This window comes from Billgrantia ethanolica (assembly GCF_021404305.1).
Taxonomy (GTDB): Bacteria; Pseudomonadota; Gammaproteobacteria; order Pseudomonadales; family Halomonadaceae; genus Halomonas; species Halomonas ethanolica.
On the sequence record NZ_JABFTX010000002.1, the window covers coordinates 361,513 to 388,114 of the forward strand.

The following is a 26,602-nucleotide window of genomic DNA, read 5'->3' on the forward strand; positions in this document are numbered from 1 at the left end:
TCAACCCTCCTCAAGCTCGTCTGGCATCAGGTGCTCGGGGATCTCGTAGCCCTGTTCGAGGATGTAGCGGGCCACGCCGGCATGCAGCGGGGTCTGTCCACGCTCGAGCGTCTGCTCGATTATGTCGAGCCCCTGGATGGCCGAATAGGATTCGGCGACGGTATCGACGTTCTCGACCACGGTCTTGAAGATATCGTAGGCGGTATCCTCGGGCAGGTCGGTAGTGGTGCCGACGGTGATGAAGACCACGCGCAGATTCATCGGGCCGGTGTCATAGGGCGTGTCATCCACGTGCATGAAATCGAAGTGCGGGTACTCGGCTTGAACCTGTTCGATTTCCTCGTCCGACCAGCCCAGGATACGGATATCGCGGGTGGTCTCGGCGTCCATGATGGCGCTATCGGGGGCGTTGGGTGGCCCGGCCTTGGTAAAGCCGACTACGCGACGGTCCTGGAAAGCAGTAATGGCGTCACTCATGCCGGTGCGGAACCAGTTGGGCTCGACACCCATTGCCTCCATGGCCTCGAAGGTAGCGCGCTCGGTGCCGGATCCGCGGCCGCCACCGTTGAATGCCACGCCGTCGAGATCGGAGTAGGAGGTCACATCGGAGTTGGCGTCGACCACGGTCAGATAGGCCAGCGGCGTGGTGACCCAGAAGGTGCGGAAGTTGGGGCTGGGGTCGCCTTCAAAGGGCCCAAGCCCCTTGTAGTATTCGAAGAGGTCAGGCTCGGCCATCATCGCCCAGTCGACTTGTCCGTCACGTAGCCGGCGCGAGTTGTCGAGTCCACCGCCGGTTTCGAGCACCGAGTGGTTGACGTCGTCGAGCTCTGAATTGAGCAGCTGGGAGACGGCGACGAAATACGCATACAGCGACGATGCCTGGCTGGTTGTGCCCACCGATAGCTGGGTCTGTGCCTGCGCCCCGAGGGGAAGCGAGAGCAGCAGAGCGGCACCAATACCGGCTGCCAGGGGTGTCTTGCGTGAAAGATGAGTTGCAGGGGTTGTCATGGGATTGCCTCTTGTTGTTATCGCTCATGGGCGATGGAGCGCTGTTGTCGTGTTGACGCCTGTTGCCGGCATGCTAGCCGCGGTCGGTAAAGTGCGATTCGAGCGTGGTCCATTCGGGATAGTCAAAGAGTGACCAGAGGCCTTGGTGATCGAGCATCTGCTCGTGCATCGGAGCCGTACTGCCATGCTGTGCCAGGCTTTCGAGCATGCGCGCCCCTTGGAACCCGAACAGCCGCGTCAGTGAGTTGGGATAGATGGCCAGGCGATAGCCAAGGTGGGCGAGAGTATCGGCGTCGAGGAAAGGGGTACGACCGCCTTCCACCATGTTGGCCAACGTGGGACAAGAGAGCCGCTGATTGATCTGCCGCATCTCCTCCTCGCTTTCGGGAGACTCGACGAAAATGATGTCGGCGCCCGCCTCTCGATAGGCCATGGCGCGGTCCAGTGCCTCTGCCAGGCCGTGGCCGGTACGGGCATCGGTGCGGGCAATGATGATGACGTCGTCGTCATCGCGGGCGTCCACGGCGGCTTTGATGCGGCCTTGCATTTCGTTGATGTCGACTAGCTTGCGCCCGAGTTCATGTCCGCATTTTTTGGGCCAGGCCTGGTCTTCGATCTGCATGGCACTGACGCCGGCACGTTCAAGTTCTCGAACGGTTCTCACCACGTTGAGCGGGCCGCCATAGCCGGTGTCGACATCGCAGATGACGGGAATGTCGACAACGTCGGCGATGCGCCTTGCTCGTTCGGCGATCTCGGCGAAGGAGATCACGCCGATATCCGGCGCCCCCAGGGCGCTCATCGAGACACCGGAACCGGTGATGTAGGCGGCCGGGAAGCCAGCTTTTGCGACCAGCCGCGCGCTGAGGCAGTCAAAGCAGCCCGGTGCCATGGTCAGTACGTCGCGTTCGATCAGTGTTCTGAGTCGCGCATTTCGGCCCTGGGCCGGAGCGAGCCCAAGCGGATAGCCTGGACGCCGCGTAACGGTGGAAGTCATTTAGGATCTCCTGGTCATGCTTGCCGGGAAAGTACGGCTTCGCTAGCGAAGCAAGCTGTGCAGCATGAAATGGATTAGGTCAGGTGTGATGCTTTTAAGGCAGTGGGCGCCAAAAAGATGCAGCGCTATTTATTCTTCATGTAATAGGAGAAAAGGGAGAAGAAAAAAGCTGGGAAAGTCTGAGGTGGTTTGATTTTTTTCATGATGTTTGTCTTTGTTGTCAGGGTGGATTTGTCTTTGTATTGTTTTTATTTTTCTTTGCCTTTCTACAAGGCTACCAAAAGCCAAGATGATGGCTAGTGATATTTTCTTGATTTAAAGGTGAGGATTATTGATGATTTTGGTCTCAGTTTTAATCGCTGTCGTAATGGCGTTTCAATATGTTTCTGATGATTTTTATTGGCCTGTCGTTGTGCTCAATCTTTCTACTTACAAGCGAAAAGCGAAGGGTAGGTGCATCATCACCAAGTGAAGTGATGTCGATGTCATAGTGCTTCAGGCGGGGGTCGGGAAGGATGACAACAGCTGCTCCATACCCGGAAGCAACCATCGAGATCACGCCCTCGAGGGACTGCAGCTCCAGTGCAGGCGGCCTGGCTCCGAAGATCGACAGCGACAAGCAGCGTGAGATCTTTCCAAGTGAGGTGGACCTGTCGTAAGCGATCCAGGGAAATGCACCTAGTCCATCTTCATCGCTTCCCGGTGGCATTTGCTTGGGTGTGATCAAGCGGAACGGCACCTCCTGCAGGAGCTGCCAGTCGAGCTGCCGACGGCTGGCGGTGGCGGGCTCTGCTACTATCGCGGCATCCAGCTCACCCAGCTTCACGGCTTCGATGAGATCCTGGGAGCGTCCCGGAGTGCAGCTCACCTCCAGCTGTGGAGCCAGCTCCTTGAGTCTATTAAATAGTGGGGGCAGCACGACCGGCTGCATGATGCTGATGGTTCCCAGCTGGAGACGGCCAGTGACCGACGCCTGGTGACCACCGCGCAGCCGTTCGATTTCCTCGAGTAGTGGGCCGACTCTAGCGCTTAGCTCGTGGGCAAAGGGCGTTGGCGTGACCGACTGTCCGGCTCGATTGAACATGGCCTTTTCAAAGTACTGTTCGACGGTCTTCACCTGCATGCTGACGGCGCTTGGCGTAATGTTCATGGCCTTCGCCGCCAGGGCAAAGCTGCCTTTCTCGACGATTGTCTTCACCGTGATGAGAAAGTCGAGTCGCATGGTATGCCCTCCGCGGCAAAGGGCGGTCAGCTGCCCAGCTGTTCCAGCAGTGACTGACAGTCGGTGATAGTGGCGATGCTGGCCATGTCGGCAATAGCAGTGTCGTGAGTGGTGCGCTTGAACGCGGCGCAGCCGTCCTCGATGACCAAGGTGTGGTAGTCGCGCATATGGGCATCGCGCACGGTGCTGGCAACGCCACCGTTAGTGACGATTCCGCACACCGCGACTGTGGTGATGCCGGCTTTCTTGAGAACCCAGTCGAGTTGGGTATTGAAAAATCCGGAATAGGCGACCTTATTCACCGACACGTCGACGAAGTGACGGATCACCTCGACATTGGCCTGTCCGTGACTGTCCGGCGCGAAGTCGCCACGCCTCAGGAATGGCCTTAGTGATTTGAGATGTGGCGAGATCATGGGCTCGCCCTGGGCATCCGGCCACAAGGTGAAACGGGTAGCCGCCACCAAGCCACCGGTCTGTTTCAAGTACCGGGCGAGTGGTGCGATTCGCTCGGGCAAAGCGACAGCCTCGGGGTTGTTGGCGCCACCTCGGGCGTAGGCGCCTTCGGGGTGCAGAAAGTCGTTTTGCAGGTCGACGATGATCAACGCAGTGCGTTGAGGCGTAAGGGTGTCAGTTTGCATGGGATGCCTTGTCTGTTTTGTTGGCCTTGAGCCGTCTGCGCACGCTGCTGGTCATGATGAAGCCGATGGCCAATGCCGTGATTATGAGGATGCTGAAGCTGATCGGACGGTCGATGAAGGTGCCGAGGTTGCCGCGGGAGAGCAGCATGGCACGCCGGAAGTGCTCTTCCATCAGCGGCCCGAGAATGAAGCCGAGCAGCAGCGGTGCCGGGTCGAAGCGCAGCGTGCTGAGCAGGTAGCCGAGAACGCCGATGGCGACCACGGTATAGATGTCGAAGGTGCTGTTGCTGACGCTGAACACGCCCACACTGATGAAGACCAGGATGGTGGGGTAGAGCAATCGGTAGGGGATCTTGAGCATGCTGACCCACAGTCCGATCATCGGAATGTTGAACACCACCAGCAGGATGTTGCCGATGATGAAACTGACGATCAGGCCCCAGAACAGCTCAGGCTGTGCGGTGATCAGCTGTGGCCCTGGGGTGATGCCGTGGATGATCAGAGCGCCCAGGATCAGGGCCATGGTGATGTCACCGGGAATGCCGAGCGTCAGAGTGGGCACGAAGGCCGTCTGGGCGGAGGCGTTGTTGGCGGCCTCGGGGGCGGCTACCCCTTCAATGGCGCCATGGCCGAAGCGCTCGGGGTGCCTGGAGAGTTTTTTCTCGGTGGCATAGGACATGAACGAGGAGATCGAGGCGCCTGTGCCGGGCAGGGTGCCAAAAAAGCTGCCGATTGCCGAGCCTCGCGCCATGGAGGGAAGCGACCGTCGCCACTCCTCGCGATTGGGCAACATCGAGCGCAGTGTGAAGCGCTGGCTTAGTTGGGAGGTGTCGATGGTGTTGATGTTGCGGATGATATCGGCGACCCCGAAGATGCCCATTGCCAGTGCGACCAGGCTCAGGCCGCTGGAAAGCTCGGAGAAGCCGAAGGTATAGCGGATCACGCCGGTATTGACGTCCGTGCCGACCATGCTCAGCAGTAACCCCAGCACCACCATGGCCCCACCTTTCAGTGGCGAGTCGGAAAAGGTGCAGGCGGCCACCAGCCCGAGGAGCATCAATGCGAAGTACTCGGCGGAGCCAAACTTGAGTCCCAGCTTGGCGATATAGGGCGAAAAGAAGATCAGGATGATCAGACCGGTTATGGCGCCGGCGAACGAGGCGATGGTGGTGATGAACAGCGCCACCCCGGCGCGCCCATTACGGGCCATGGGATTGCCATCGAGACAGGCCACGGCGGAGGAGGCCGTGCCCGGCAGTCTGAGCAATATGGCAGCGGTCGAGCCGCCATACTGGGCGCCATAATAGACCCCTGCCAGCATCACGATGGCGACGTCGGCACCGATGTAATAAGTGATCGGGAGCAGCAGGGAGATGGCGGCCAGCGGGCCGATGCCCGGTAGCACCCCGATGAAGGTGCCAAGCAGTACCCCGATAAAGCAGTACCACAGCATCGTCGGGGTCAGAGCGGCTTGGAGCCCGATCCCCAGGTTGGCAATTACGTCCATGCGAGTGTCTCCACGGCAGTTATCCCCACCACAGCGGCATGGTCATACCGAGCCCGAAAATGAAGATCAGCGAAGCCAGGCCGGCAACGACGCCGGCCAGCAAAAGTCTGCCTGGCCAGGTGATCTGACGGTCGGCCCAGGAAGAGACCAGTACGCTGACAAAAGTGGCGGTCAGCAATCCCGCGGGCCTTAGCAACAGGGCGAATAGCGACAGGCTGGCAGCCACGATCAGAAGCTGGCCGAGCTGAATCTGCACCCGGCTGCTCGGCCTCCACTGTGAGGACACGGCGAGAGTCGCGCCCATCACACACAGCATGGCCGAGAGCAGGGTGGGCAAGAAGCCGGGCCCCATCCGGGCCAGGCTGCCGAGAGCATACTGCTGGCCGTGGTAGAAAGCGTAAGCGCCTATTCCTACGAGCAGCAGCCCACCGAAGAGGTCGTGATTGACCTTGAGCGTCAACTTAGTCATTGGGTGCGGCGATCACTGCTTCTCGATGCTGCCGGCCTCGGCAATGGCCTGCCAGCGCTCGATGTCTTCGATGATGAAGGCGGCAAACTCCTCGGCGGAGATGTCGATCGGCTCTGCGCCCTCGCGCTCAAGCAGATTGGCCCCTGACTCTCCCTGCATGATCTCGGTCACGTCGGCATTGAGCCGCTCGACGATGCTGGAATCCATGCCAGCCGGGCCGAGCAGGCCGAACCAGCCATAGGTGGTGGGGTAGTCACCCAGGGTCTCATTGATGGAGGGGATATCGTCGAGGTTGGGCATCCGCTCCGGCGAGGTGACGGCAATCGCATTGGCATCGCCCGACTCGACCAGTGGCATGGCAGCGGCGAAAGGGGCAAACATTACGTCGACATGGCTACCGATGAGATCGGCCATGGCCGGGGCGGTGCCGTTGTAGGGGATTTCGTAGCCAAGCACGTCGGACTCCTGCATGAACTTCAGGGTCTCCATGTGCAGTGAGGAACCCAGTCCACCGACCCCGAAGGTGATGCCGTCGGGCTGTTCGGTGGCGTAGTCGAGCAGGCCCTGCAGGCTGTCGACCTCGAGGTCTGGGCGCGACAGCAGGATGCTGGAAACCTCGCCGAGCAGAGAGATCGGCGAGAAGTCTTCGACCGGATCGTAGGGCAACTGGTGGAACAGAGATGCGTTCAACGTATGGCTGGTATAGGCCACCAGCAGCGTATAGCCGTCCGGGGCGGCGTTGGCAACCGCCTCTGCGGCGATGTTGGCTCCGGCGCCCGGGCGGTTGTCAACCACGGTGGGTACGTCGTACTTCTGGGCCAGGCCCTCGGCCACTTCGCGCGCCAGGGCATCGGTGGTGCCGCCGGCAGAGGCGCCGACGATGAAGGTGATCGGCTTACTGGGATAGTCATCGGCGACGGCCATGCTGCCCAGCATCAGGCTTAGGGGGGCGGCTGCGACAAGCAGTAGGCAAGGGCTGTTCAAGCGCATCGGAAACTCCTTCTTGTTGATTTAGGTGAAGCCGTGACGAGCGCGGGTGTGGTCATCAATAGGCTTGGGTACGTCGTGACAATCACTCTAGGTATGGTTTTATTGTAATGTCAATAGGACAATTGAGGGCGGTCACCCCCCGGGCCAGGGGCAAGGGGGAGCCGTTGGACATTGCCCCGAAGGGCGCAGAGGCATCCGAGCAGCACTGTCATGCTGACGGTGCTGGTGAACTAACCGGTGCCGGAGCCGCTACTGGCGCAAGAGCGAATCCGTTGGCGTGTGACGTGGAGGCATGGTACGTTTTGTTATGTCAACAAGACATGGAATAAAAAAGCAACCAAAGCCAGAAGCTCCCATGCTTCAGGCACAGGAGGCGCAGTGACAGACCTCTCGAAACGCCAGCCCAACCGGAATGCCGGTGATCCGTGGCCGAAACACCATCGTGTTTATCTGGTTCTGCGTCAGGCAATCCTAGAGGGTCACTACACGCCAGATAAACCCTTACCCAACGAGATAGCCTTGACCGAGCAGTTCCAAGTGTCGCGAATTACCATCCGCAAGGCGATGGAGCGTCTGGATCGGGAAGGGTTGATTGTTCGCTACCGTGGCAAGGGGACCTTTCCAATCGCTTCCAACGAGTCGTCACCGGTACAGGCGAGCATCTCCGGGGTAATTGAGAACCTCATTGAAATGGGGCTCAAAACGGACGTGAAAGTTATTGATTTCAGCTATGTAGCGGCCTCGGCGGAGGTGTCCAAGGCACTTGAAGTCGAGCCTGGCGCGCTGGTACAGAAGGCGACACGCATTCGTAGCCACCGTGGCTCCCCCTTCTCTCTGCTGATCACATACGTACCGGAATCGATTGGGCGTACCTTTACCGTGGCGGATTTGGCGTGTCAGCCGCTATTGCTGCTGCTGGAGCGTGCTGGCGCCAAAGTGACCAGTGCAGAGCAGGCCATTACCGCTAAGCTGGCCACGCCTAGCCAAGCCGAGCTACTCAATGTCGAGCCGGGGGACGCTCTGCTTTGCATTCGGCGCAAGGTGTTTGCTGAAGACGACCGCCCCGTTGAATACATCGAAGGGTTTTATCGTCCCGATACCTATGAACACCAGATGTCACTGGGTCGTAAGACGCATCACGATAAGCGATTATGGGAGGCGTAAAACTACTAGTTTGGCTTCTCCCTGACTCAGCCGCTCGAATTGCCTGCGTTCTGGCGAGGGCTACGGCAGCGTCAGCTCCCGCGCCTCGCCCATCAGCAGCGCCCGGTTGGCTTCGAGCGCCTCGCGCAGGAAGTCCCACAGCAGCCTCACCCGCGCCAGGCGGCGCTGCTCCTGGCGCGCGGTGATCCAGAACTGGCGCACGATCTCCACCTCATCATTAAGCACGCTCTCGAGCCTGTCGCCGGTTTCGGCCATGAAGCAGGGCAGCACGGCGAGCCCCGCCCCCTGCAGGGCGGCGGCGTGCTGGGTGGTCACGCTGGTGCTGCGGATCGAGAAGTGCGGCGCCGTTCCGACCACCGCGGGGTCGAGCAGGGGGTCGAGGTAGCTGAGCTGCTCGCTGAAGATCAGGTCGTCGACGTAGCCGATCAGGCGGTGCCCGCCCAGATCGGCAATCCGCGCCGGGCGGCCGTGGCGCTGGAAGTAGGCCTGGCTGGCGTAGAGCCGCAGCCGGTAGTCGCACAGCCGAGAGATCACCAGACCCTGGCTTGCCGGGCGCTCGACGGTGATCGCCAGGTCCGCCTCGTGGCGGCTCAGGTTGACCACCCGCGGCAGGGCCAGCAGGTCCAGGGTGATGCCCGGATGGCGCTCGCAGAAGGCCGAGAGCAGCGGGGCGATCACCCAGGTGCCGAAGCCTTCGGTCACACCCAGGCGAATCTGACCGCCGAGCTGGCGGTTCTTGTCGGCCAGGCTCTCGCCTGCCTCGAAGGCATGGCGGGCCATCTCCTCGGCGTGGGCCAGCAGCTGCTGGCCGGCCTCGGTCAGGTGGTAGCCATGAGTGCTACGCTCAAAGAGTTGGGTATTGAGTTTCTGCTCGAAGCGTCGGGTGCGCCGCGACAGCGTGGAGTGGTCCAGGCCCAAGCGCCGGGCGGCATCGGTGAGCCGCTGGCTGCGCGCCACTTCGAGAAAGATCTGGATGTCTTGCCAGTCGAGCATGGCTCGCACCTCATGGAGTTCGTTTGTGCATTATTGCACAAGGCATGTGAAGAAGTGCCCGTTGTCACGCCGGCTCGTGGGTATATAGACTCGAATTCATCACGCTTCGTGTGTTTCTACACACAAAGTCTACATCACGGCTTCAGCCGTGCGACGACTACAAGCACAACAGGAGTTCGCCATGTCCATTCGTGAAATTCCCATGTATATCGACGGCCAAGCCGTCCCGTCCCAGAGCCAGGAGTGGCGCGACGTGATCAACCCCGCCACTCAGGAAGTGGTGGCGCGTGTACCGTTCTGCACCGCCGAGGAGGTCGACCGCGCCGTGGCCAGCGCCAAGGAGGCATTCAAGACCTGGCGTAAGACACCGCTGGCCAAGCGCATGCGCATCATGCTTACGCTTCAGGCGCTGATCCGCGAGCATACCGAGGAGCTCGCCGCGCTGATCACCGAGGAGCACGGCAAGACACTGCCCGACGCCGCCGGCGAGGTGGGCCGTGGCCTGGAGGTGGTGGAGCATGCCTGTTCCATCACCTCGCTGCAGCTTGGCGAGCTGGCCGAGAACGCGGCCAACGAGGTCGACGTCTATACCCTCAATCAGCCGCTGGGGGTGGGCGCGGGCATCACCGCCTTCAACTTCCCGATCATGCTGCCGTGCTTCATGTTCCCGCTGGCTATCGCCACCGGTAACACCTTCGTGCTCAAGCCCTCCGAGCAGGACCCCAGCTCCACCATGCGTCTGGTCGAGCTGGCCCATGAGGCGGGCGTGCCGGCCGGCGTGCTCAACGTGGTGCACGGCGGCCCCGACGTGGCCAACCAGATCTGCGACCACCCGGACATCAAGGCGCTCTCCTTCATCGGCTCCACCAACGTGGGCACCCACATCTACCGCCGCGCTTCCGAGGCGGGCAAGCGGGTGCAGTCGATGATGGGCGCCAAGAACCACTGTGTCGTGATGCCAGATGCCAACCGCAGCCAGGCCATCAACAACCTGCTGGGCTCCGCCTTCGGTGCCGCCGGGCAACGCTGCATGGCCAACTCGGTAGTGGTGCTGGTGGGCGAAGCCAACCAGTGGCTCGACGACATCGTCGAGGGTGCGCGCAGCATGAAGGTGGGGCCGGGTACCCAGCGCGATGCCGATCTCGGTCCGTTGGTTTCCCCGGCGGCCAAGGAGCGCGTGGAGCGTCTGATCGCGGCCGGCGAGAAAGAGGGTGCCAGGCTGCTGGTCGATGGTCGCGGCTATCAGGTGGAAGGCTATCCTAACGGCAACTTCGTTGGCGCCACCGTCTTCGCCGACGTCAAACCCGAGATGTCCATCTACCGTGAGGAGATCTTCGGACCGGTGTTGTGCGTGGTCAGCGTCGATACGCTGGACGAGGCGATCGCCTTCATCAATGCCAACCCCAACGGCAACGGTACCTCGATCTTCACCAACTCCGGCTGGGTGGCACGCCGCTTCGAGACCGACATCGACGTCGGCCAGGTGGGCATCAACGTGCCGATCCCGGTGCCGGTAGCCTACTTCAGCTTCACCGGCTCGCGAGCCTCTAAGCTCGGCGACCTAGGCCCCAACGGCAAGCAGGCGATCCAGTTCTGGACCCAGACCAAGACCGTTACCGCACGCTGGTTCGAGCCCGAGAATGTCTCCAGCGGCATCAACAGCACCATTTCGCTCAGCTGACCCAACCCCGGCTCAGTATCCGGTCCCGCCCTAATGGGCGGGACTTTTTATTAGAAGTATCTCAACGAAACAAACCTGCTAGAGTTGAAGAATCGTAAGGACACGATATGGAGGCAGTTTGCCGATGCGCTGCGCGCTTGCCGGTGGTTCTGCCGGCTTGGCCAAATGGACGGCCGCTCTTCTCTTGCCCCTTTTGTGGCTGCTCTCATGGCAGGCCCAGGCCGTCGTCGATATCAGCTCTTCACCGCTCGCCATCAACCCGGCACCTCAAGTCGCGGTGCTGGAAGACGAAACTGCTCAGCTTGCCATCGAGCAGATCCTGGAGCCGGCCGAGCCACTGCCTTGGCAGCAGTTGCAGCAGGAAGTACCCAACTTCGGTTTCACTCATTCAGCCTGGTGGCTGAGGCTGGAGCTCGCGAACGACTCCGCTGCTCCCTTGCGGCGCTTGCTCGAGCTGGCCTCGCCGCTGCCCGATTTCATCGATGCCTATGCGGTCGACGCCGAGGGCAGGGTGGTGCAACAGTGGAGCACCGGTAGCCGACGCCCATTCGCCACCCGCCCAGTGCGGCATCACGCCTTCGTGCTGCCGGTACTCGTGGGGGCGAATGAAACGCGGCAGGTATACGTGCGGATGGCGAGCCACGACGGCTTGGTGCCCGCCACGCCCCTGCGGCTGATGGACGACGTCAGATTCCTAGAGCGTACGCAAAGCGAGCTGATGTCCTACAGCGTGCTGTATGGCGGGCTGTTGGCGCTGCTGCTTTACAATCTGCTGACCTTTCTGGCCACCCGCGAGAAAGCCTTTCTGCATTCCGTGTTCTATCTGGGCGCTTTCCTGCTGTTCAACCTCTCGCTGCGAGGGTTCGGCTACCAGTTCCTGTGGCCGGAGTGGCCGCGCTTCAACCAGCAGATTCTGTTGCTCAGCGCGGGGCTGCTTTACGTCGCGCTCACCCTGTTCAGCCTCGACTATCTGACGCTCAAGCGGCAGGCCCCGCGGCTGGCCAAGGGGCTCGTGGTGCTTACGGGGCTGCTGGTGCTCAGCATACTGCCGAGCCTGGCCGATCGCTTCGCCTGGACACTGCGCGCGCTGGTACCGCTCAGCATAGGGTATGCGCTGCTCCTGCTCGGCACTGCTGCTTGGCTCAGTTTCCAGGGCGATCGGCTGGCGAGAATCTTCCTGTTGGGTTGGGGTGGCCTACTGGCGGGGGGCGCACTCTATGCACTGCGCCTGGGGGGCTTCGTGCCCTATGGGCTGGCCACTGAGTATGCGCTGGAGGCGGGGGCGGGCTTCGGCTTCCTGCTGATGGCCTTCGGTCTGGCCTGCAAGATCAATCGCCTCAAGCGTGCCAAGCTCGACGCAGAGCGCGAGACCTATGAGCTGCAGCGTACTCTCAATCACCAGCTCGAGACCCAGGTGCTGCAGCGTACCCAGGAGCTGGAGCAGGCTAATCGCAAGCTGGCGGCCATGGTGCGCACCGATCCACTGACAGGATTGCTCAATCGACGTCAGTTCGAAACCCTGATCAACGAGGAGATCCAGCGCCGACATCGTGACGGCAAGCCGCTGCTGTTCGCCATGATGGATGTCGATGACTTCAAGCTCTTCAACGACACCTACGGACACCAGGCAGGCGACGAAGTGCTCGTGGAGGTGGCCGCTCTCCTGAAGGCCCACTTCCGCCGCGCCGGCGATAGGCTGTTCCGGCTGGGCGGCGAGGAGTTCGGCATCCTGCTCGAGGCCGATTCGTTCGAGGCAGGCCGCTTCGCGCTGGAGCGCTTTCGCCACTCCTTGCAGCAGTTGCAGATCCCCCACCAAGCTTCGCAGCATGGCGTGGTGACAGGCTCTTTCGGGCTGGTGTGCTGCAGCGATTACGATCAGTTGCCGGCGGCCATGGCCGTCTATCGTCACGCCGATCAGGCCATGTACGAGGCCAAGCAGATCAGTCGTAATCGGGTGGTGGCGCGCTCGGTAATGGCAGAGGTGTGAGCGGATGCCGCATGGACTTATCGTTTACGTTGACGTTAACTGGCATTAGCCAGCATAACAACGACGCAAGAGGTCCTGCCATGACAACACCGATCAGCCGCTTTCCCATCCCCGAGTCGATCGAGGAGTTACCCGAAGACATCCGCGACAGCATCCTCGCGGTGCAGAAGAAGGCCGGCTTCGTGCCCAACGTATTTCTGATGCTGGCACACCGCCCCGATGAGTTTCGGGCGTTCTTTGCCTACCATGACGCCTTGATGGAGCGTGAGTCCGACACCCTGACCAAGGCGGAGAAGGAGATGATCGTGGTGGCCACCAGCGCCCGCAATCGCTGTCTCTACTGCGTGGTAGCCCATGGCGCGCTAGTGCGCATCTACAGCAAGGACCCGCTGCTGGCTGATCAGGTAGCCATCAACCACCGCACCGCACCGATCAGCGAGCGCCATCGGGTGATGCTCGATTTCGCCCTGCACTGCGGGCTGGAAGTGGGGGAGCTCACCGATGAGTGGCAGGTTCGTCTCACCGAGGCGGGCTTCACTCACGACGATATCTGGGACATCGGCGCCATCGCCGCTTTCTTCGGCCTCTCTAACCGACTGGTCACTCTTACCGGCACCCCGCCCAACCCGGAGTTCTACCTGATGGGACGGGTGCCCAGGGAGAAGGCCGCTAACGGCTAGCGCACTGCTTCGTTCAGGTGCGGCAGGCTTGCAGCAGCATCATTACCGGCTCCAACTGGCTGACATGCAGCACCAGCACGCTGTCGCCGCTTGTCCCTTCAGCGGGGCGGATCACGGCGAACTCGCCCTCTTCCAGATGAAACTCGTGGATTTCCCTGGGGCCCTGCGGCGTCTGGCACTGGATCGAGCGGTAGCTGTCGTCCTCGCTGTATGTCAGCCGGTGATAGACCTTGAAGAAGGTATAGAGCGAAAGGCCGTCGTCGAAGGCGGGCCAGCGTGCAGGGATGGTGCGGGTCTCCTCGTCGAGTGTCTGCCCCTCTGCCTCGGCGGCTTCGATGGCTTCTGCCAGCGGGCCGGCCAGCAGCGAAGCGGTGTCGCGGGGCAGTGGTGCGGCGCTCTCGATGGCCTGCTGATAGGTGGCTCGCACTTGATTCAGAGCGTCGAGCGTGGCGATGGGGTGGTCGCTGTGGGCGAGATCGCCGGGCTCGAAGCCGCCATTCTCCCAGCCGTGAATGACTCGCAGCGTCAACGCTGCGCTGGCCATCGGCTCGCACACCAGCGTCTGCAGGGCGACCCGCAGATGCAACTGGCGTTCGACGCTCAGGTTGTCGAAGGCGGAATAGGGGTCGGCAAAGATATGGTGCAGATGCCCGGGGGCGTGTTCCTTGGCTTCACTGAAAGGCATGGCGGTTCCCTGCGGGGGAGAAGTCGTACTGGCTTTTTCGCTGTTATAACACTGCATGAGCTCCAGGTCATATCGGCCAGTCGGCTTCGGGCTTTAGCCCCTCGGTCCGGCGGTAGTCAGGCTGGAATTTGCCAGGAAGCTTTTGGCCAACCACCCTTCGTAGGTCGATAAGCGAAACGAAGGAGCCACCCTCATGAGCGATTCCCCGGACCCGCGTCGTCGCCACTCCGCCTCGGTGGTGGACGGCGTCGGCAAGTCGGCCAGCCGTGCCATGCTGCGTGCGGTGGGTTTTACCGACGAGGATTTCACCAAGCCCCAGGTAGGTATCGCCTCTACCTGGAGCATGGTCACCCCGTGCAATAGCCACATCCATGAGCTGGCCGAGCGGGCGCGTGACGGTGCCGACTCGGCCGGCGGCAAGGGGGTGATCTTCAACACCGTCACCATCTCCGACGGTATCGCCAATGGCACCGAGGGTATGAAGTACTCGCTGGTCTCGCGGGAGGTGATCGCCGACTCCATCGAGACAGTAGCCGGTTGCGAGGGCTTCGACGGTCTGGTGACCATCGGTGGCTGCGACAAGAACATGCCGGGCTGCCTGATGGGTATGGCACGCCTGAACCGGCCCAGCGTGTTCGTCTATGGCGGCACTATCCAGCCCGGTAAGAACCATACCGATATCGTCTCGGTGTTCGAGGCCATGGGCGCCCACAGCCGCGGCGACCTGGAGCTGATCGAACTCAAGCAGATCGAGGAGACGGCGATACCCGGTCCCGGCTCCTGCGGTGGCATGTACACCGCCAACACCATGGCTTCGGCCATCGAGGCACTGGGCATGAGCCTGCCGGGTAGCTCGGCGCAGAACGCCGTGTCCCAGGCCAAGCGCGCCGATTGCGAGGCGGCCGGCGCGGCGGTGCTGGAACTGCTCGAGCGCGACATCAAGCCTTCCGACATCATGACCCGTCAGGCCTTCGAGAACGCCATTACCGTGGTGATCGCCCTGGGGGGCTCCACCAACGCGGTGCTGCATCTGATCGCCATGGCCAACACCGTAGGTGTGCCGCTGTCGCTGGCCGACTTCACCGAGATCGGTCGGCGTGTGCCGGTGTTGGCCGACCTGCGCCCCAGCGGGCGTTACATGATGAGCGAGCTGGTCGAGATCGGCGGCATCCAGCCGCTGATGAAGACCCTGCTCGAGGCCGGCATGCTCCGCGGTGACTGCCTGACGGTGACGGGGCGTACGCTGGCCGAAAACCTGGCCGATGTCGCTCCCTACCCGGAAGGACAGCAGATCATCGCGCCGCTGAACGCCCCGCTGAAGAAGGAGAGCCATCTGCGCATCCTCTACGGCAATCTGGCGCCCGAAGGTGCGGTGGCCAAGATCACCGGCAAGGAGGGCACGCGTTTCTCCGGCAGTGCGCGGGTGTTCGGCTCCGAGGAGGAGGCCCAGGCGCGCATCAACGACGGCACGGTGACGGCCGGCGACGTGGTGGTGATCCGCTACGAAGGCCCCAAGGGTGGCCCAGGCATGCGCGAGATGCTGACGCCTACCTCGGCGATCATGGGGCGCGGGTTGGGCGATTCCGTGGCCTTGATCACCGACGGCCGCTTCTCCGGCGGCAGCCACGGCTTCGTGGTGGGGCATGTCTCGCCCGAGGCTTTCGACGGCGGTCCGCTGGCGCTGGTCGAAGATGGCGACCCCATCACCATCGACGCCGAGGCCGACACCATCGAGCTGCATGTCGATGACGCCGAGCTGACCCGGCGTCGTGCTGCCTGGCGCCAGCCCGAGCCGCGCTATACCCGTGGCGTGCTGGCCAAGTACGCGCGCTCAGTCAGCTCGGCCTCCACCGGGGCGCTGACGGATCTGCCACCGGAGGAGTGACGGCCGACAATTTCCGCTCACAGCAAAACGACGCCTCGTCCTGGGACGAGGCGTCGCGGTATCCGGGCGATCCCTATCAGGTCGATCAAAAACGCGGAGCTTCTGGCGCTAATAGTTCAAGGCGCCTTCCGGATCAATGGTGTGATAGACGAGGCGTAGCTCATCGAGCGAGAGGTGTTCGAGGCGGCCGGCCAGCAGATCGCTGATCTTCTGTGCCGGTAGTCCGGCGCGGCGAGCGATCTCGCGGCAACCGAGGTCGGATACGGCGATGAGCCGTGTAACGATGCGCATCAGACGTGTGCGCTTTTCCAGATCCCTGACATCGAGGTCAGGGCAACTTCGCGGGGGGTCGATAAGATCCGCGTTGGAAAAATGTCGTGCCGTACTCATGATGCTCCAGTGGGCGATTGCGACAACCACATCATGGAGGCAATTCGTCAATTTTGCCAGCCCCGTTTGGCGACTTTTTCGTGATGCCGAGACAGCGGCAGCGAGACCGTGGCAAGAGGCGCCTTGGCTAAGCCGACCTTGGTGGAATTGCCGAAAATTCTCAATAACGTAGAAACTGTTGATTAGCCTCTTTACGCAGGGGCATGCTAGCTTTTGTCAGGTAAGCGGTCGGGCTCGCCCGGTACGCTCCCGAAACAACCATAAACGATCCGGTTTCAGGACGGAGGAGATTCATGCGCGCTCTCAAATATGTCGCGGCCGCTTCGCTGATGGCCACGGCTCCGCTAGCTGCCGCTCAGCAGCTTTCCATCGCCACCGGCGGTACCGGCGGCGTGTACTATCCGATCGGTGGCGGCTTCGCCGAGATGATCAACAACCACATCGAAGGGGCCAGCGCCACGGCGGAAGTGACAGGCGCTTCGGTGGAGAACATGGGCCTGATCATGCGCGGCGATGCCGATCTGGCATTGGTGCTGGCCGATACCGCCTACCAGGCCTACAACGGCACCGGCGACTTCGAGGGTCGCCAGATTGAGAACACTCGTGCGCTGGCGTCCGTCTACCCCAACGCCGTGCAACTGGTCACTCTCGCTGACTCCGACATCCAGTCGCTGGAAGATCTGCGCGGCAAACGCGTTTCCGTCGGCGCACCGGGCAGCGGCACCGAGCTCAACGCCCGTGCCCTGCTGGAAGCCAACGGCATCACTTATGACGATTTCCGTCCCCAGCGCTTGAACTTCAACGAGACCGCCGACGCCATCCGCGACGGTGACATCGATGCCGGCTTCTGGAGCGTGGGTCCGCCCACCAGCTCGATCCTCAACCTGGCGGCGACCCGTAGTATCCGTCTGGTCGGCTTCAGCGACGAGGAGATCGAAAACGCCCGTGAAGTCGAGCCTACCTTCGCCGCCTACGAACTGCGCGCCGGTATGTACGACGGCATGGACGAGGCGGTGCAGACCATCAGCATCCCCAACGTGCTGGTCGTCAACGCCGACATGGACGAAGAGCTGGCCTATGAGCTGACCAAGCTGCTGTTCGAGAACACCGACGAGCTGATCGCCGTGCACCCGGCGGCCAACGATACCACCGTCGAGTTCAGCATCGACTCCACTCCGGTCCCGTTCCACGATGGCGCGCTGCGTTATTATGAGGAAGTGGGCGCCGAAGTGGCCGACCACCAGCGTCCGTAAGGCTCGTTCAGTCAGGCATCCATGATGCTTGCTGCGAACCTGCGCAGGAGTCGCCGAGCCCTCGGGCCGGCGACTTTCTGCGTGCTGACACTATGTGCCGCGAGCACGGCGGTCTGGGCCGATGCCTCGCATCTGGAAGTGCTCGACGATCACGGCCAGGCACTGGTCTCGCTGCCGATGCCGGAAGGCGAGCGCTGGTGCATGGAGTGGAATCACTCCGTGACCGGTATTCGCGTGCAGGACTGCTATCGCCATCACCAAGGGAACATGGTACTCGAGCGTAGCCACCAGCCCGACTTTGCCGCCGGGCTGGGCCATGTGCCGGGTCGGGGCCGTCAGGTCTCCGACGGCCAGGGCGGCTACTGGATCGAGGACATCGACGAACCGGTGCCCGGCAACCGCTATCGATTGAGGGTCGGCTCTGCCAGAGTCGACCATAGACTGCTGCATGAGGGACGTCGGATCAGCCTGAGCGAATTGGCGGCCGGCGAGCGGGTGACGATCCACCTGCGCACCCCTGACACCACCCCCTGAGAGGCGCGCATGAGCGAATCTGCCAACCCGCCCGTCACCGTACCCGGTGGCAATGCCATTCAGCCCCGACCGATCCTGTGGTTGATCACCCTGGTCGCCGTGGGGCTTTCGCTGTTCCAGTTATACTCCGCCGGCATTCAGCCGCTGGGGCTGTTCTACCAGCGCAGCGTCCACCTGATGCTGATCATGATGCTGGCGTTTTTGATCTTTCCGGTGTTCGGCCCCCACCGCAAACGCGGCGTGCTGGGCTGGCTGATCGATGCGGCCTTCTTCGCCGGGGCCCTGATCACCGGTGGTTACATGGTGCTCTACCTGGATGAAATCATCCGCCGCGCCGGGTTCTGGAGCCAGACCGACATCATCGTCGGCTGCATTGCCGTGGTTACGGTGCTCGAGGCCAGCCGCCGTGCGGTAGGCCTGGGCATGACCATCATCGGTGTGATCGCCATTCTCTACGCCTTTGCCGGCCCGCGCGGCGAGCTGCCGTGGTTGGGCCAGTTCATGCCCGGCATTCTCGAGCACCGCGGCTACAACCTCGACCGGGTGGTGGGGCAGCTTTACCTGGGGCAGGAGGGCATCTTCGGCCTGCCGCTGGGGGTGGCGGCCACCTTCATCTTCGTCTTCGTGCTGTTCGGCGCCTTCCTCGAGAGTACCGGCGCCGGCAAGTTCTTCATCGACATGGCCTACGCTGCCACCGGCCGCCAGCGCGGCGGCCCGGCCAAGGCCGCGGTCATCGCCTCCGCGGGCATGGGCTCGATCTCCGGCAGCGCCATCGCCAACGTGGTGACCACCGGCGCCTTCACCATCCCCTTGATGAAGCGTCTGGGCTACAAGCCGCATCAGGCCGGCGGCATCGAGGCCGCGGCTTCCACCGGCGGTCAGATCATGCCGCCCTTGATGGGGGCCGGTGCCTTCCTGATCGCCGAGTACACCAACACGCCTTATCTAGATGTGGTCAAGGTGAGCATCCTGCCGGCGATCATGTATTTCGCCACCGTCTATCTGTTCGTGCACATCATCGCTCTCAAGCAGGGCATGCAGGGTCTGCCCAGGAGCGAGCTGCCGCAGATGCGCGACGTGCTGCGCGAGGGCTGGCACTTCCTGCTGCCACTGGCGGTACTGGTGTGGCTATTGGCGATGCACATGTCGCCAATGCGAGTGGGCTTCTACGCGGTGGTGACCATGGTTGCCGTGGCCGCGCTGCGCTATGCGATCTGGTTCCTGTTCGTCGCGCCGAGGCAAGGTCAGCCCGTCACCCTGGCCAGCACCGGACGTGTGATCTGGGCCGGTTTCGTCAAGCTGATCGAGGGGCTGGAGTTGGGGGCGCGCAACGCCGTGTCGGTTTCCCTGGCCTGTGCCGTGGCCGGCATCATCGTCGGCGTGGTGGGTCTCACCGGCCTGGGGCTCAAGTTCTCCGCCATGATGATGGCCTTCTCCGGCGGCAACATCGTGCTGGCGCTGCTGATGGTGCTGCTGGCCAGCTTGATCTTGGGCATGGGGCTGCCGGTCACCGCCAGCTACATCGTGCTGATCGTGCTGGTGGGCCCGGCCCTGACCGCCGAGTTCGGTATCCCGCTGCTGATCGCTCACCTGGTGGTGTTCTGGTACTCCCAGGATTCCAACGTCACGCCACCGATAGCCTTGGCCGGCTTCGCCGGGGCGGCCATTGCCGGCTCCAAGCCGATGGCGACCGGCGTGCAGGCGTGGAAGTTCGCCAAGGGGCTCTATCTGATCCCGATGTTCATGGTCTTCAACCCGGAGATCATCATGGGCGGCCCGCTGCACATCCTGGCCTGGAACGGGCTGATCGCGATACTGGCGCTTGGTGCCTTTGCCGCGGCGCTGGAGGGCTATCTCTTCACGCGCATGTCGTGGCTGCCGCGTATCGCCATTTCGGGGGCCATCGTGGCGGTGTTCTATCCCAACTTCCTGATGGAGGCCGTGGGGGTGGTGGTGATGATAGTGGCCATCGGCGCCAACTGGCTGGCCAGCCGGCGTGAAATTCACTCGGCCGGAGCCGGGACGACGTGACGGTGGGGTCCGCCTGCGCGAGCGGGCGGTCGCTTGCCCGATTGGTCAAGATGACGGCGCCTGCGGGCGCCGTTAGAATACCTGCCCTTCGCCAACCAGCCGCATCACGGGGAACCGCAAAATGTCATCCAGCGAGCAGCCACGCGTAGGCGTGATCATGGGGTCGAAATCCGACTGGCCGGTCATGGAGCACGCCGTGGCGATGCTCGAACGCCTGGGCGTGGCCTACGAGACCCGCGTGGTCTCGGCGCATCGCACTCCGGATCTGCTGTTCGACTATGCCAAGAGTGCCACCGAGCGCGGTCTGCAGGTGATCGTCGCCGGTGCCGGTGGGGCCGCCCATCTGCCGGGCATGGTGGCCTCACAGACGGCGCTCCCGGTGCTGGGCGTGCCGGTAGAGTCCAAGACGCTCAAGGGCCTCGACTCGCTGCTCTCCATCGTGCAGATGCCGGGCGGTATCGCCGTGGGCACGCTGGCCATCGGCAAGGCCGGGGCGACCAACGCCGGCCTGCTGGCAGCGCAGATCGTCGGTCTGCAGGATGCCAAGGTGCGTGCCGCCGTGGAGGCGTTTCGAGCCGAGCAGACCCAGACGGTGCTCGACAACCCCGATCCCCGGCCCGCAGACGAATGAGTCGGCGAACCCGCATGAGCCAGCGAGAGGAGAGAGCGACATGAATATCGGCGTACTCGGTGCCGGCCAGCTCGGCCGCATGCTGGCTCTGGCCGGCTACCCGCTGGCCAACCGCTTCACCTTCCTCGACACTACCGGTCACCCCAGCGCCGGGATCGGTGATGTCATGATCTACACCGATCAGCATCACCTGCTCGACGACTTCCTGGCCAAGGTCGACCTGGTGACCTACGAGTTCGAGCACCTGCCCGTGGCGCTGGTGCAGGCCATCGAGGAGGTCAAGCCGGTCTATCCCTCGAGCGAGGCGATCCGCATCTGCCAGAACCGCGCCGAGGAGAAGGTGCTGTTCGACCGCTTGGGCATTCCCACTCCAGCCTACCGCATCGTCGAGAGCGCCGAGGCACTGGAAGCGGCGGCCCGCGAGCTGGGCACCCCGGTGGTGGCCAAGTCGGTCACCGAAGGCTACGACGGCAAGGGCCAGGCGGTGCTGCGTGACCCGGCCGAGGCGGCCGAGGCCTGGCGTTCGATCAATCACCCCAAGCTGATCGTCGAGGCCTTCGTCGACTTCGTGCGCGAGGTGTCGATCATCGCCGTACGCGGCCGCCAGGGCGAGATGGCCTTCTACCCCATGGCCGAGAACCTGCACGTGGACGGCATCCTGCGTTACTCGCTGGCGCCGATGCCGGACCTCGACGAGGCAGTACAGCAGACCGCCGATGGCTACATTCGCGCGCTGCTCGACGAGCTCGACTACGTCGGTGTGCTGACCCTGGAGCTGTTCCAGACCCGTGACGGCAAGCTGCTGGCCAACGAGATGGCGCCCCGCGTGCACAACTCCGGCCACTGGACCATGGATGGCGCGGTGACCAGCCAGTTCGAGAACCATCTGCGCGCGATCCAGGGCCTGCCCCTGGGCGACACCTCGGCCCGCATGCCGACCTGCATGGTCAACGTGATCGGCCAGGAGGGCGACCCGGCAGCGATACTCGCCATCAGTGATGCCCATCTGCACCGCTACGACAAGAGCGAGCGCCCCGGGCGCAAGCTCGCCCACGTCAACCTGCTGGCACCGACCCACGGCGAACTGCTGGAGAAAGTGCACGCCTGCGCCTGGCTGCTGCCGGAGGCGCCGGAGGCGCACTTCAGCTTCGAGGACGCGTTCCGCCAGGGCAACCTGTAACACGGCAAGACACAACGCAGCGGGCCCCGCCATTGGCGGGGCCCGCTGTTTTTTGCCGGTAGGCCATACAAATCACCGAGCGAGATGAAGCGTAAGGCGCACGGAGCACAGTACCGAGCGAAGCGACAAACAGCCGTAGGCTGGCCCCGAAGGGGCGAGAAGCCGAAGGCTGCGAGTCAACCGGAGCATATGGGGTATATGTGAGGATTCGCCGGTCCGACGCTTCGGCACCGCGCAACGCAGCGATTCGCTCGCGCAGGTATTTGTCCTAGGCGCCGATGATACCGCCGTCCTCTCGGGTAATGACCAGCGTCGCCGAACGCGGAATGGCGCTACCGCCGTCCGGCCAGTGGCTGACCGACTCGCCTGCGGCGAACGCCTCGGTGCTGGTGGTGGCGCCGGGGTGCTGCACGTTGACGAACATGGTGCGCTGGTCGGGAGTGGTGATCACCCCGGTGATCTCCTGACCGATGGGGCCGGTGAGGAAGCGACGGATCTCGCCGGTCTCGGGGTTGGCGACCAGCATCTGGTTGTTGCCGAACACCTCGTGGATACCGGTGTTCATCACCGACTCGCTGATGTCGGTCTGGATCCACACGCGGCGATCCGGATCGATCCACAGCCCGTCGGGGCTGGCGAAGATCGCCTCCTGGCCCAGCGGCTCACCGGCCATGTCGCGACCGCTCTCCTGATCCCCGGCAAGAACGAAGATATCCCACTCGAAGCGCTCGGCGGCGTGGGTGCCGTCCTCCTGCCAGCGAATAATATGACCGAAGTGGTTCTCGGCGCGCGGGTTGGCGGCGTCGACCTGCTCCTCGCTGCGGCGAGTGTTGTTTGTCAGGGTGAAGTAGACCTGGCCGTTGGCGGGGTCGACGGCGCCCCACTCGGGGCGGTCCATCTTGGTCGCGCCGACGTGGTCGGCGGCACTGCGGGTGTTGACCAGGATGTCGGCCAGGTCGGCGAAGCCGTTCTCCGGCGTCAGACCGTTCTGGCCCGGGGCCAGGGCCAGCCACTCGCCGCTGCCGTCGTCGTTGAACCTGGCGACGTAGAGGGTGCCCTCGTCGAGCAGCGAGCCATCGGCGCTGGCGGCCTGATAGGGGCGAGCCGAGACGAACTTGTAGATGTACTCGAAGCGGGCGTCGTCGCCGGAGTAGGCCACCACCGGCTGACCTTCCACTGCCGGGGCGAAGATCACCCCCTCGTGGGCGAAGCGGCCCAGGTGGGTGCGCTTGACCGGCGTGCTCTCCGGATCGAAGGGGTCGATCTCCACCATGTAGCCGAAGGCATGGGGCTCGTTGCGGTAGTCCTCGCTGGGCGAGGCGCCACGGGAAGTGGCATCGAAGCGCACGAATTCGTCGGCACCGCCCTGGGCACGGTGCCATTGATAGCGGCCTTCGGCGCGTGTCTCGATGCCGTAGCGGCTCTGGCGACGGTCGATCTCGACATCTTCGTTGGCGAAGTAGCCGGCCCAGTTCTCCTCGGCAGCCAGATAGGTGTTCCACGGCGTGACGCCGTGGGCGCAGTTGTTCAGGGTGCCGCGGGTCATGCTGCCGTCGGGGCTGTACTTCGTTACCACGTGCTCGGTGCCTGCCACCGGCCCGGCCAGTTGCATCGGTGTGAGGCCGGTGACCCGGCGGTTGAGGCGATCCTCCACCACCTGCCACTGGCCGTCGTCGCCCTGGCGCACCCGTACCACCGAGACGCCGTGGGCGTTGAGCTCCTTGCGCACCTGGTCGGCATCGCGGGAACCGTCCTCGTGCTGCGGGAAGCCGTCGGCGTCCAGCGCCAGCCCGGCCGCCGCACCGTGCAGGAAGCGTGGCTCGACGTATTCGTGGTTGAGCACCAGCAGGCCGTCGCGGGAACTGCCGTCGATGGCGAAGAAGTGCATGCCGTCATGGTGACTGCCGATCTGGTGAGCCTGATCCTCGCCGCTGGCGTCCAGCGAGAAGGCCGGCATGTTGCCGCTGATCGGCGTGCCCCAGGGAATGAAGGTCTGCACCCGGTAGCCTTCCGGCACTACCACGCTGTCACCGGTGCCGATGGGGATCGCCTTGAAGCCGATGCTTGGCGACGAGCTCCCGGCGGCCAGGGCGCGACCGAAGGGCAGGCTGGTGGCCATGGCGCCGGCGATGGCGGCAGCCAGGCTTCCGCGCAGCAGCGTGCGGCGGCTCATGCGGGCTTCCAGGATATCGCCGAAATAGGCGTTGCCGGAGGCGTTGCTCGTCGGCTCGTCGCCGGCGGCCAGAATGGGGTCGACGTGACCGGGGAGATGGGGCTTAGTCATGAATTTGTCTCTCCTGGGGGCAGGCTGCATGGCGCTTGCCAAAGGCTAGTGGGTCTTCGCCCGAAGCTAGTGGGTCTTCGCCCGAAGAGAGTGGCGACTGGGCGTTACAGCGGCATGACCGGTTGGTGGCGCTTCGATGACGCGCAGACTCACAGCCTGACATGGATCAATCTAGTGCGAACAAACGGCCACCGCTCTTGAAGCTTGGGGCCATTAGGCGACACTGATATCAGCAATCTGGGGGGGGGGGAGGCGATGCGACGACTGCCGAGGCCGGGCGACATCGGCCTGATCGCGGCACTGTTGCTGCCGTTGGCAGTGGCGCTGCCGCGCCTGGGTGGGCCTGGTGGGCCGCCCGAGCTGTGGTTGACCTGGGTCGGTCGTGCCACGGGCATCCTGGGGCTGGCCATGATGCTGCTGGCCGGGCTGGTGAGCTGCCGGGTGCCGGGCTTCGACAGACCTTTCGGCGGGCTGGCACGGCTCTGGCGCCTGCATCACTGGCTGGGCTTCGCCGCTTTCATCCTGGTGATGGTCCACATACTGGCCCTGGGTCTGGCGGCGGTTCCGGCATCTCTGGATGCTGCGGTGGCCACGCTGTTCCCGCCACCTTCCCAGGCCGCGATATGGCTCGGTTGGCTGGCCTGGGTGGCGATGGTGGTGTTTCTGGCGCCAACCTTCGACTTCTTCGGCAAGCCCCATTATCAGCGCTGGAAGCGCCTGCATCTGGTTTCGGCGGTGGCGCTGCTGCTGGGGCTGTGGCATGCCTTGCTGCTGGCCGGAGAGGCCTGGCCGTGGTGGCTGCTCGGCATTGCCGGGCTGGGCGCCATTGCCTGGCGCAAGGGCGTGGCGCCGCAGCGGCGCCATCCCTACCGCATCGAGCAGGTGGTACCGCTGGCCCGCGGCGTGGTCGAGCTGGTGCTGCGCCCCGAGGAGAGTGGTATTCGCCATGAGGTGGGGCAGTTCGTCTATCTCACCCCGCTGGACGAGCGGCTCGCTGCCGGACGCGGTGAGGAGCACCCCTACACCATCGCTTCGGCGCCCTCGGATTCGCGGCTGCGCATCGGCATCAAGGATCTGGGCGATGCCAGCCGCGCCCTGCAGACGGTGACACCGGAAACGCGGGTATTGATCGAAGGCCCCTACGGAGAGTTCTTCGAGCGGCGCTTCCCGCAGCGCGACATGCTGTGGCTCGGCGGTGGGATCGGCATCACGCCGTTCGCTGCCGGTGCCCGTAATCTGGGCGCCGGATCCGTTCCCGACGGGCACGTACATCTGTTCTATCTGGCCAACAGCCCGGACCGCGCCTACTACCGCGAGGAGTTCTGCGAAATAGCCGAGCGCATCGAGGGGTTCGATTATACACAGCACTACTATCGCGATCGGGGGCCTCTCACCGAGGCGTTCCTGCGTGAACACTGCCCCGACTTCGTCGAACGAGAGATCTATCTCTGTGGCCCGCCCGGCATGAACGCCTACCTACAGCGGCTATTGATCGAGCAGGGCATTCCCGTATCACGCATTCACAGCGAGGTCTTCGATTTCCTATGAACAAGATCGCTTATTCGGCTTTCATCGCCTTCGTGGCCAGCCTGCTCACTCTGGTCTCCGTCAATGCGCTTTCCGAAAGCGAACGCGAAGACAGGGACGATGCCGGCCTGGAGTCCATCACCCTGGCGGAGCTGGCCGAGCACGACAGTGCCGAGAGCTGCTGGAAGGCCATTCACGGCCGGGTCTACGACATCACCGACTATGTGCCCGATCATCCCACCGAAGAAGAGGTCCTGCTCGAATGGTGCGGTCGGGAGTCTACCGAGGGCTGGGACAACAAGCGTCCCGGCGTTCCTCACAGCCCCAGGGCCGAGGCGATGCTCGAGCGTTACCTGATCGGGCGGCTGGTGGATGACACCGGTGAGCCGCTCGAGCCCGGGCCGGGCGAGCCCACCGGGGCCATGCCGGAGAGGCAGGCCGAGGAGGCGACGTCGCCGGCCCAGGACGAGCGTCTGGCGCGTGCCTTGCTGGGACTGCCGCTCGACGGACACTATCGCGGTGTCTTCATCGACCGCGGCAGCATCCAGGTCAACATCACCTTCGATTTGCGGGATGGACACATCGAGTCGCTGGCCTATCGCTATCTGGCATATCGCGGCGTGGACTATCTGGCCCTGGAAGAGGGCGATGAGCTCTATCCGGTGATGCTGCAGCACCGCCAGATCGCCGAGCGTCTGGAGGGGGCTCCGATCACCCGCATATTCGCGCTCTACGAACCCGCGTCGCTGGTGGATGACATCGATGGCTACAGCGGTGCGACGTTGCGCGGTGCCAAGGTGATCTCGGCCATTCGCGATGCCTTGAACCGGGGCGTGTACGCCTGGCCCTAGGCCCGTGGGGGA

General features: G+C 63.3%; 23 protein-coding genes. 12 read left to right on the forward strand and 11 right to left on the reverse strand.

The genetic code is table 11. From position 1 onward, the window contains the following. The 7 genes from HOP53_RS10510 to HOP53_RS10540 all read right to left on the reverse strand — a co-directional run bounded on the left by HOP53_RS10510 (window position 1) and on the right by HOP53_RS10540 (window position 6,834). Entirely contained in the window at window positions 1–1,008 is a 1,008-nt protein-coding gene (locus tag HOP53_RS10510) for a TAXI family TRAP transporter solute-binding subunit (RefSeq protein ID WP_234269991.1), read from the reverse strand. A gap of 73 nt (window positions 1,009–1,081) precedes the next feature. Then, window positions 1,082–2,005 carry an isocitrate lyase/PEP mutase family protein gene (locus HOP53_RS10515; RefSeq protein WP_234269992.1) on the reverse strand — a complete coding sequence of 308 codons (924 nt, stop codon included), beginning with the start codon at window positions 2,003–2,005 and terminating at the stop codon, window positions 1,082–1,084. Between the two features lie 352 nt (window positions 2,006–2,357). Continuing rightward, window positions 2,358–3,227: a LysR family transcriptional regulator gene (locus HOP53_RS10520; RefSeq protein ID WP_234269993.1), complete on the reverse strand. Its 870-nt coding sequence runs from the start codon at window positions 3,225–3,227 to the stop codon at window positions 2,358–2,360. Window positions 3,228–3,253: 26 nt separating this feature from the next. Beyond that, window positions 3,254–3,832 (reverse strand): cysteine hydrolase family protein, encoded by a 579-nt coding sequence (locus tag HOP53_RS10525; protein WP_234269994.1) that lies wholly within the window; start codon window positions 3,830–3,832, stop codon window positions 3,254–3,256. 25 nt (window positions 3,833–3,857) lie between these two features. Beyond that, on the reverse strand, window positions 3,858–5,375 hold the full coding sequence (locus tag HOP53_RS10530) for a tripartite tricarboxylate transporter permease (protein ID WP_234269995.1): 1,518 nt from the start codon (window positions 5,373–5,375) through the stop codon (window positions 3,858–3,860). A 19-nt stretch (window positions 5,376–5,394) separates the two neighbouring features. Next, window positions 5,395–5,844, reverse strand: coding sequence for a tripartite tricarboxylate transporter TctB family protein (locus HOP53_RS10535; RefSeq protein WP_234269996.1), 450 nt, complete (start codon window positions 5,842–5,844; stop codon window positions 5,395–5,397). A gap of 12 nt (window positions 5,845–5,856) precedes the next feature. After that, window positions 5,857–6,834: a Bug family tripartite tricarboxylate transporter substrate binding protein gene (locus tag HOP53_RS10540; RefSeq protein WP_234269997.1), complete on the reverse strand. Its 978-nt coding sequence runs from the start codon at window positions 6,832–6,834 to the stop codon at window positions 5,857–5,859. Window positions 6,835–7,212: 378 nt separating this feature from the next. Here HOP53_RS10540 and HOP53_RS10545 point away from each other — a divergent pair, with 378 nt between their 5' ends. Continuing rightward, window positions 7,213–7,998: a GntR family transcriptional regulator gene (locus tag HOP53_RS10545; RefSeq protein WP_234269998.1), complete on the forward strand. Its 786-nt coding sequence runs from the start codon at window positions 7,213–7,215 to the stop codon at window positions 7,996–7,998. Window positions 7,999–8,058: 60 nt separating this feature from the next. Here HOP53_RS10545 and HOP53_RS10550 read toward each other — a convergent pair whose 3' ends face one another. Then, entirely contained in the window at window positions 8,059–8,991 is a 933-nt protein-coding gene (locus HOP53_RS10550; protein WP_234269999.1) for a LysR family transcriptional regulator, read from the reverse strand. Window positions 8,992–9,172: 181 nt separating this feature from the next. On the opposite strand from HOP53_RS10550, the gene HOP53_RS10555 reads away from it, so the two are divergent. The 3 genes from HOP53_RS10555 (at window position 9,173) to HOP53_RS10565 (ending at window position 13,339) form a co-directional block, all read left to right on the forward strand. Further along, a complete protein-coding gene (locus HOP53_RS10555) occupies window positions 9,173–10,672 on the forward strand; it encodes a CoA-acylating methylmalonate-semialdehyde dehydrogenase (protein WP_234270000.1) in 1,500 nt (499 codons plus the stop codon). Window positions 10,673–10,856: 184 nt separating this feature from the next. After that, entirely contained in the window at window positions 10,857–12,659 is a 1,803-nt protein-coding gene (locus HOP53_RS10560) for a diguanylate cyclase (protein ID WP_234270001.1), read from the forward strand. Between the two features lie 80 nt (window positions 12,660–12,739). After that, window positions 12,740–13,339 carry a peroxidase-related enzyme gene (locus HOP53_RS10565; RefSeq protein ID WP_234270002.1) on the forward strand — a complete coding sequence of 200 codons (600 nt, stop codon included), beginning with the start codon at window positions 12,740–12,742 and terminating at the stop codon, window positions 13,337–13,339. A 13-nt stretch (window positions 13,340–13,352) separates the two neighbouring features. On the opposite strand, the gene HOP53_RS10570 is transcribed toward HOP53_RS10565, so the two are convergent. Further along, on the reverse strand, window positions 13,353–14,024 hold the full coding sequence (locus tag HOP53_RS10570) for a hypothetical protein (protein WP_234270003.1): 672 nt from the start codon (window positions 14,022–14,024) through the stop codon (window positions 13,353–13,355). Between the two features lie 193 nt (window positions 14,025–14,217). Between HOP53_RS10570 and ilvD the strand changes: the two genes are divergently transcribed. Then, complete coding sequence (gene ilvD / locus HOP53_RS10575; RefSeq protein WP_234270004.1) at window positions 14,218–15,909, forward strand: dihydroxy-acid dehydratase; 1,692 nt, start codon at window positions 14,218–14,220, stop codon at window positions 15,907–15,909. A 108-nt stretch (window positions 15,910–16,017) separates the two neighbouring features. Here the strand turns inward: ilvD and HOP53_RS10580 are convergent, their stop codons facing one another. Then, the gene (locus tag HOP53_RS10580) at window positions 16,018–16,299 is read right to left on the reverse strand and encodes an XRE family transcriptional regulator (protein WP_234270005.1); all 282 of its coding nucleotides are present in this window, start codon (window positions 16,297–16,299) and stop codon (window positions 16,018–16,020) included. 293 nt (window positions 16,300–16,592) lie between these two features. Between HOP53_RS10580 and HOP53_RS10585 the strand changes: the two genes are divergently transcribed. The 5 genes from HOP53_RS10585 to HOP53_RS10605 all read left to right on the forward strand — a co-directional run bounded on the left by HOP53_RS10585 (window position 16,593) and on the right by HOP53_RS10605 (window position 21,928). Continuing rightward, window positions 16,593–17,552 carry a TAXI family TRAP transporter solute-binding subunit gene (locus tag HOP53_RS10585; RefSeq protein WP_234270006.1) on the forward strand — a complete coding sequence of 320 codons (960 nt, stop codon included), beginning with the start codon at window positions 16,593–16,595 and terminating at the stop codon, window positions 17,550–17,552. An 81-nt stretch (window positions 17,553–17,633) separates the two neighbouring features. Further along, window positions 17,634–18,086, forward strand: coding sequence for a DUF1850 domain-containing protein (locus HOP53_RS10590; RefSeq protein WP_234270007.1), 453 nt, complete (start codon window positions 17,634–17,636; stop codon window positions 18,084–18,086). A gap of 9 nt (window positions 18,087–18,095) precedes the next feature. Further along, window positions 18,096–20,117 carry a TRAP transporter permease gene (locus HOP53_RS10595; protein ID WP_234270008.1) on the forward strand — a complete coding sequence of 674 codons (2,022 nt, stop codon included), beginning with the start codon at window positions 18,096–18,098 and terminating at the stop codon, window positions 20,115–20,117. 121 nt (window positions 20,118–20,238) lie between these two features. Beyond that, window positions 20,239–20,748 (forward strand): 5-(carboxyamino)imidazole ribonucleotide mutase, encoded by a 510-nt coding sequence (purE, locus tag HOP53_RS10600; RefSeq protein ID WP_234270009.1) that lies wholly within the window; start codon window positions 20,239–20,241, stop codon window positions 20,746–20,748. A gap of 40 nt (window positions 20,749–20,788) precedes the next feature. Then, the gene (locus HOP53_RS10605; RefSeq protein WP_234270010.1) at window positions 20,789–21,928 is read left to right on the forward strand and encodes a 5-(carboxyamino)imidazole ribonucleotide synthase; all 1,140 of its coding nucleotides are present in this window, start codon (window positions 20,789–20,791) and stop codon (window positions 21,926–21,928) included. A gap of 268 nt (window positions 21,929–22,196) precedes the next feature. Here the strand turns inward: HOP53_RS10605 and HOP53_RS10610 are convergent, their stop codons facing one another. Further along, the gene (locus HOP53_RS10610; protein WP_234270011.1) at window positions 22,197–24,212 is read right to left on the reverse strand and encodes a PhoX family protein; all 2,016 of its coding nucleotides are present in this window, start codon (window positions 24,210–24,212) and stop codon (window positions 22,197–22,199) included. 255 nt (window positions 24,213–24,467) lie between these two features. Here HOP53_RS10610 and HOP53_RS10615 point away from each other — a divergent pair, with 255 nt between their 5' ends. Beyond that, window positions 24,468–25,760: a ferredoxin reductase family protein gene (locus HOP53_RS10615; protein ID WP_234270012.1), complete on the forward strand. Its 1,293-nt coding sequence runs from the start codon at window positions 24,468–24,470 to the stop codon at window positions 25,758–25,760. Then, window positions 25,757–26,590, forward strand: coding sequence for a cytochrome b5 domain-containing protein (locus HOP53_RS10620; protein WP_234270013.1), 834 nt, complete (start codon window positions 25,757–25,759; stop codon window positions 26,588–26,590). The genes HOP53_RS10615 and HOP53_RS10620 overlap by 4 nt, the downstream gene beginning before the upstream one ends. Window positions 26,591–26,602 lie beyond the last annotated feature (12 nt).

Excerpts from the sequence above, each read along its gene's own strand:
- HOP53_RS10610 (WP_234270011.1), bottom strand. The coding sequence starts at position 24,212 with ATGACTAAGCCCCATCTCCCCGGTCACGTCGACCCCATTCTGGCCGCC.
- HOP53_RS10515 (WP_234269992.1), bottom strand. The coding sequence starts at position 2,005 with ATGACTTCCACCGTTACGCGGCGTCCAGGCTATCCGCTTGGGCTCGCT.
- ilvD (WP_234270004.1), top strand. The coding sequence starts at position 14,218 with ATGAGCGATTCCCCGGACCCGCGTCGTCGCCACTCCGCCTCGGTGGTG.
- HOP53_RS10530 (WP_234269995.1), bottom strand. The coding sequence starts at position 5,375 with ATGGACGTAATTGCCAACCTGGGGATCGGGCTCCAAGCCGCTCTGACC.
- purE (WP_234270009.1), top strand. The coding sequence starts at position 20,239 with ATGTCATCCAGCGAGCAGCCACGCGTAGGCGTGATCATGGGGTCGAAA.
- HOP53_RS10615 (WP_234270012.1), top strand. The coding sequence starts at position 24,468 with ATGCGACGACTGCCGAGGCCGGGCGACATCGGCCTGATCGCGGCACTG.
- HOP53_RS10580 (WP_234270005.1), bottom strand. The coding sequence starts at position 16,299 with ATGAGTACGGCACGACATTTTTCCAACGCGGATCTTATCGACCCCCCG.
- HOP53_RS10620 (WP_234270013.1), top strand. The coding sequence starts at position 25,757 with ATGAACAAGATCGCTTATTCGGCTTTCATCGCCTTCGTGGCCAGCCTG.
- HOP53_RS10550 (WP_234269999.1), bottom strand. The coding sequence starts at position 8,991 with ATGCTCGACTGGCAAGACATCCAGATCTTTCTCGAAGTGGCGCGCAGC.
- HOP53_RS10535 (WP_234269996.1), bottom strand. The coding sequence starts at position 5,844 with ATGACTAAGTTGACGCTCAAGGTCAATCACGACCTCTTCGGTGGGCTG.
- HOP53_RS10605 (WP_234270010.1), top strand. The coding sequence starts at position 20,789 with ATGAATATCGGCGTACTCGGTGCCGGCCAGCTCGGCCGCATGCTGGCT.
- HOP53_RS10570 (WP_234270003.1), bottom strand. The coding sequence starts at position 14,024 with ATGCCTTTCAGTGAAGCCAAGGAACACGCCCCCGGGCATCTGCACCAT.
- HOP53_RS10585 (WP_234270006.1), top strand. The coding sequence starts at position 16,593 with ATGCGCGCTCTCAAATATGTCGCGGCCGCTTCGCTGATGGCCACGGCT.
- HOP53_RS10555 (WP_234270000.1), top strand. The coding sequence starts at position 9,173 with ATGTCCATTCGTGAAATTCCCATGTATATCGACGGCCAAGCCGTCCCG.
- HOP53_RS10510 (WP_234269991.1), bottom strand. The coding sequence starts at position 1,008 with ATGACAACCCCTGCAACTCATCTTTCACGCAAGACACCCCTGGCAGCC.
- HOP53_RS10595 (WP_234270008.1), top strand. The coding sequence starts at position 18,096 with ATGAGCGAATCTGCCAACCCGCCCGTCACCGTACCCGGTGGCAATGCC.
- HOP53_RS10520 (WP_234269993.1), bottom strand. The coding sequence starts at position 3,227 with ATGCGACTCGACTTTCTCATCACGGTGAAGACAATCGTCGAGAAAGGC.
- HOP53_RS10540 (WP_234269997.1), bottom strand. The coding sequence starts at position 6,834 with ATGCGCTTGAACAGCCCTTGCCTACTGCTTGTCGCAGCCGCCCCCCTA.
- HOP53_RS10565 (WP_234270002.1), top strand. The coding sequence starts at position 12,740 with ATGACAACACCGATCAGCCGCTTTCCCATCCCCGAGTCGATCGAGGAG.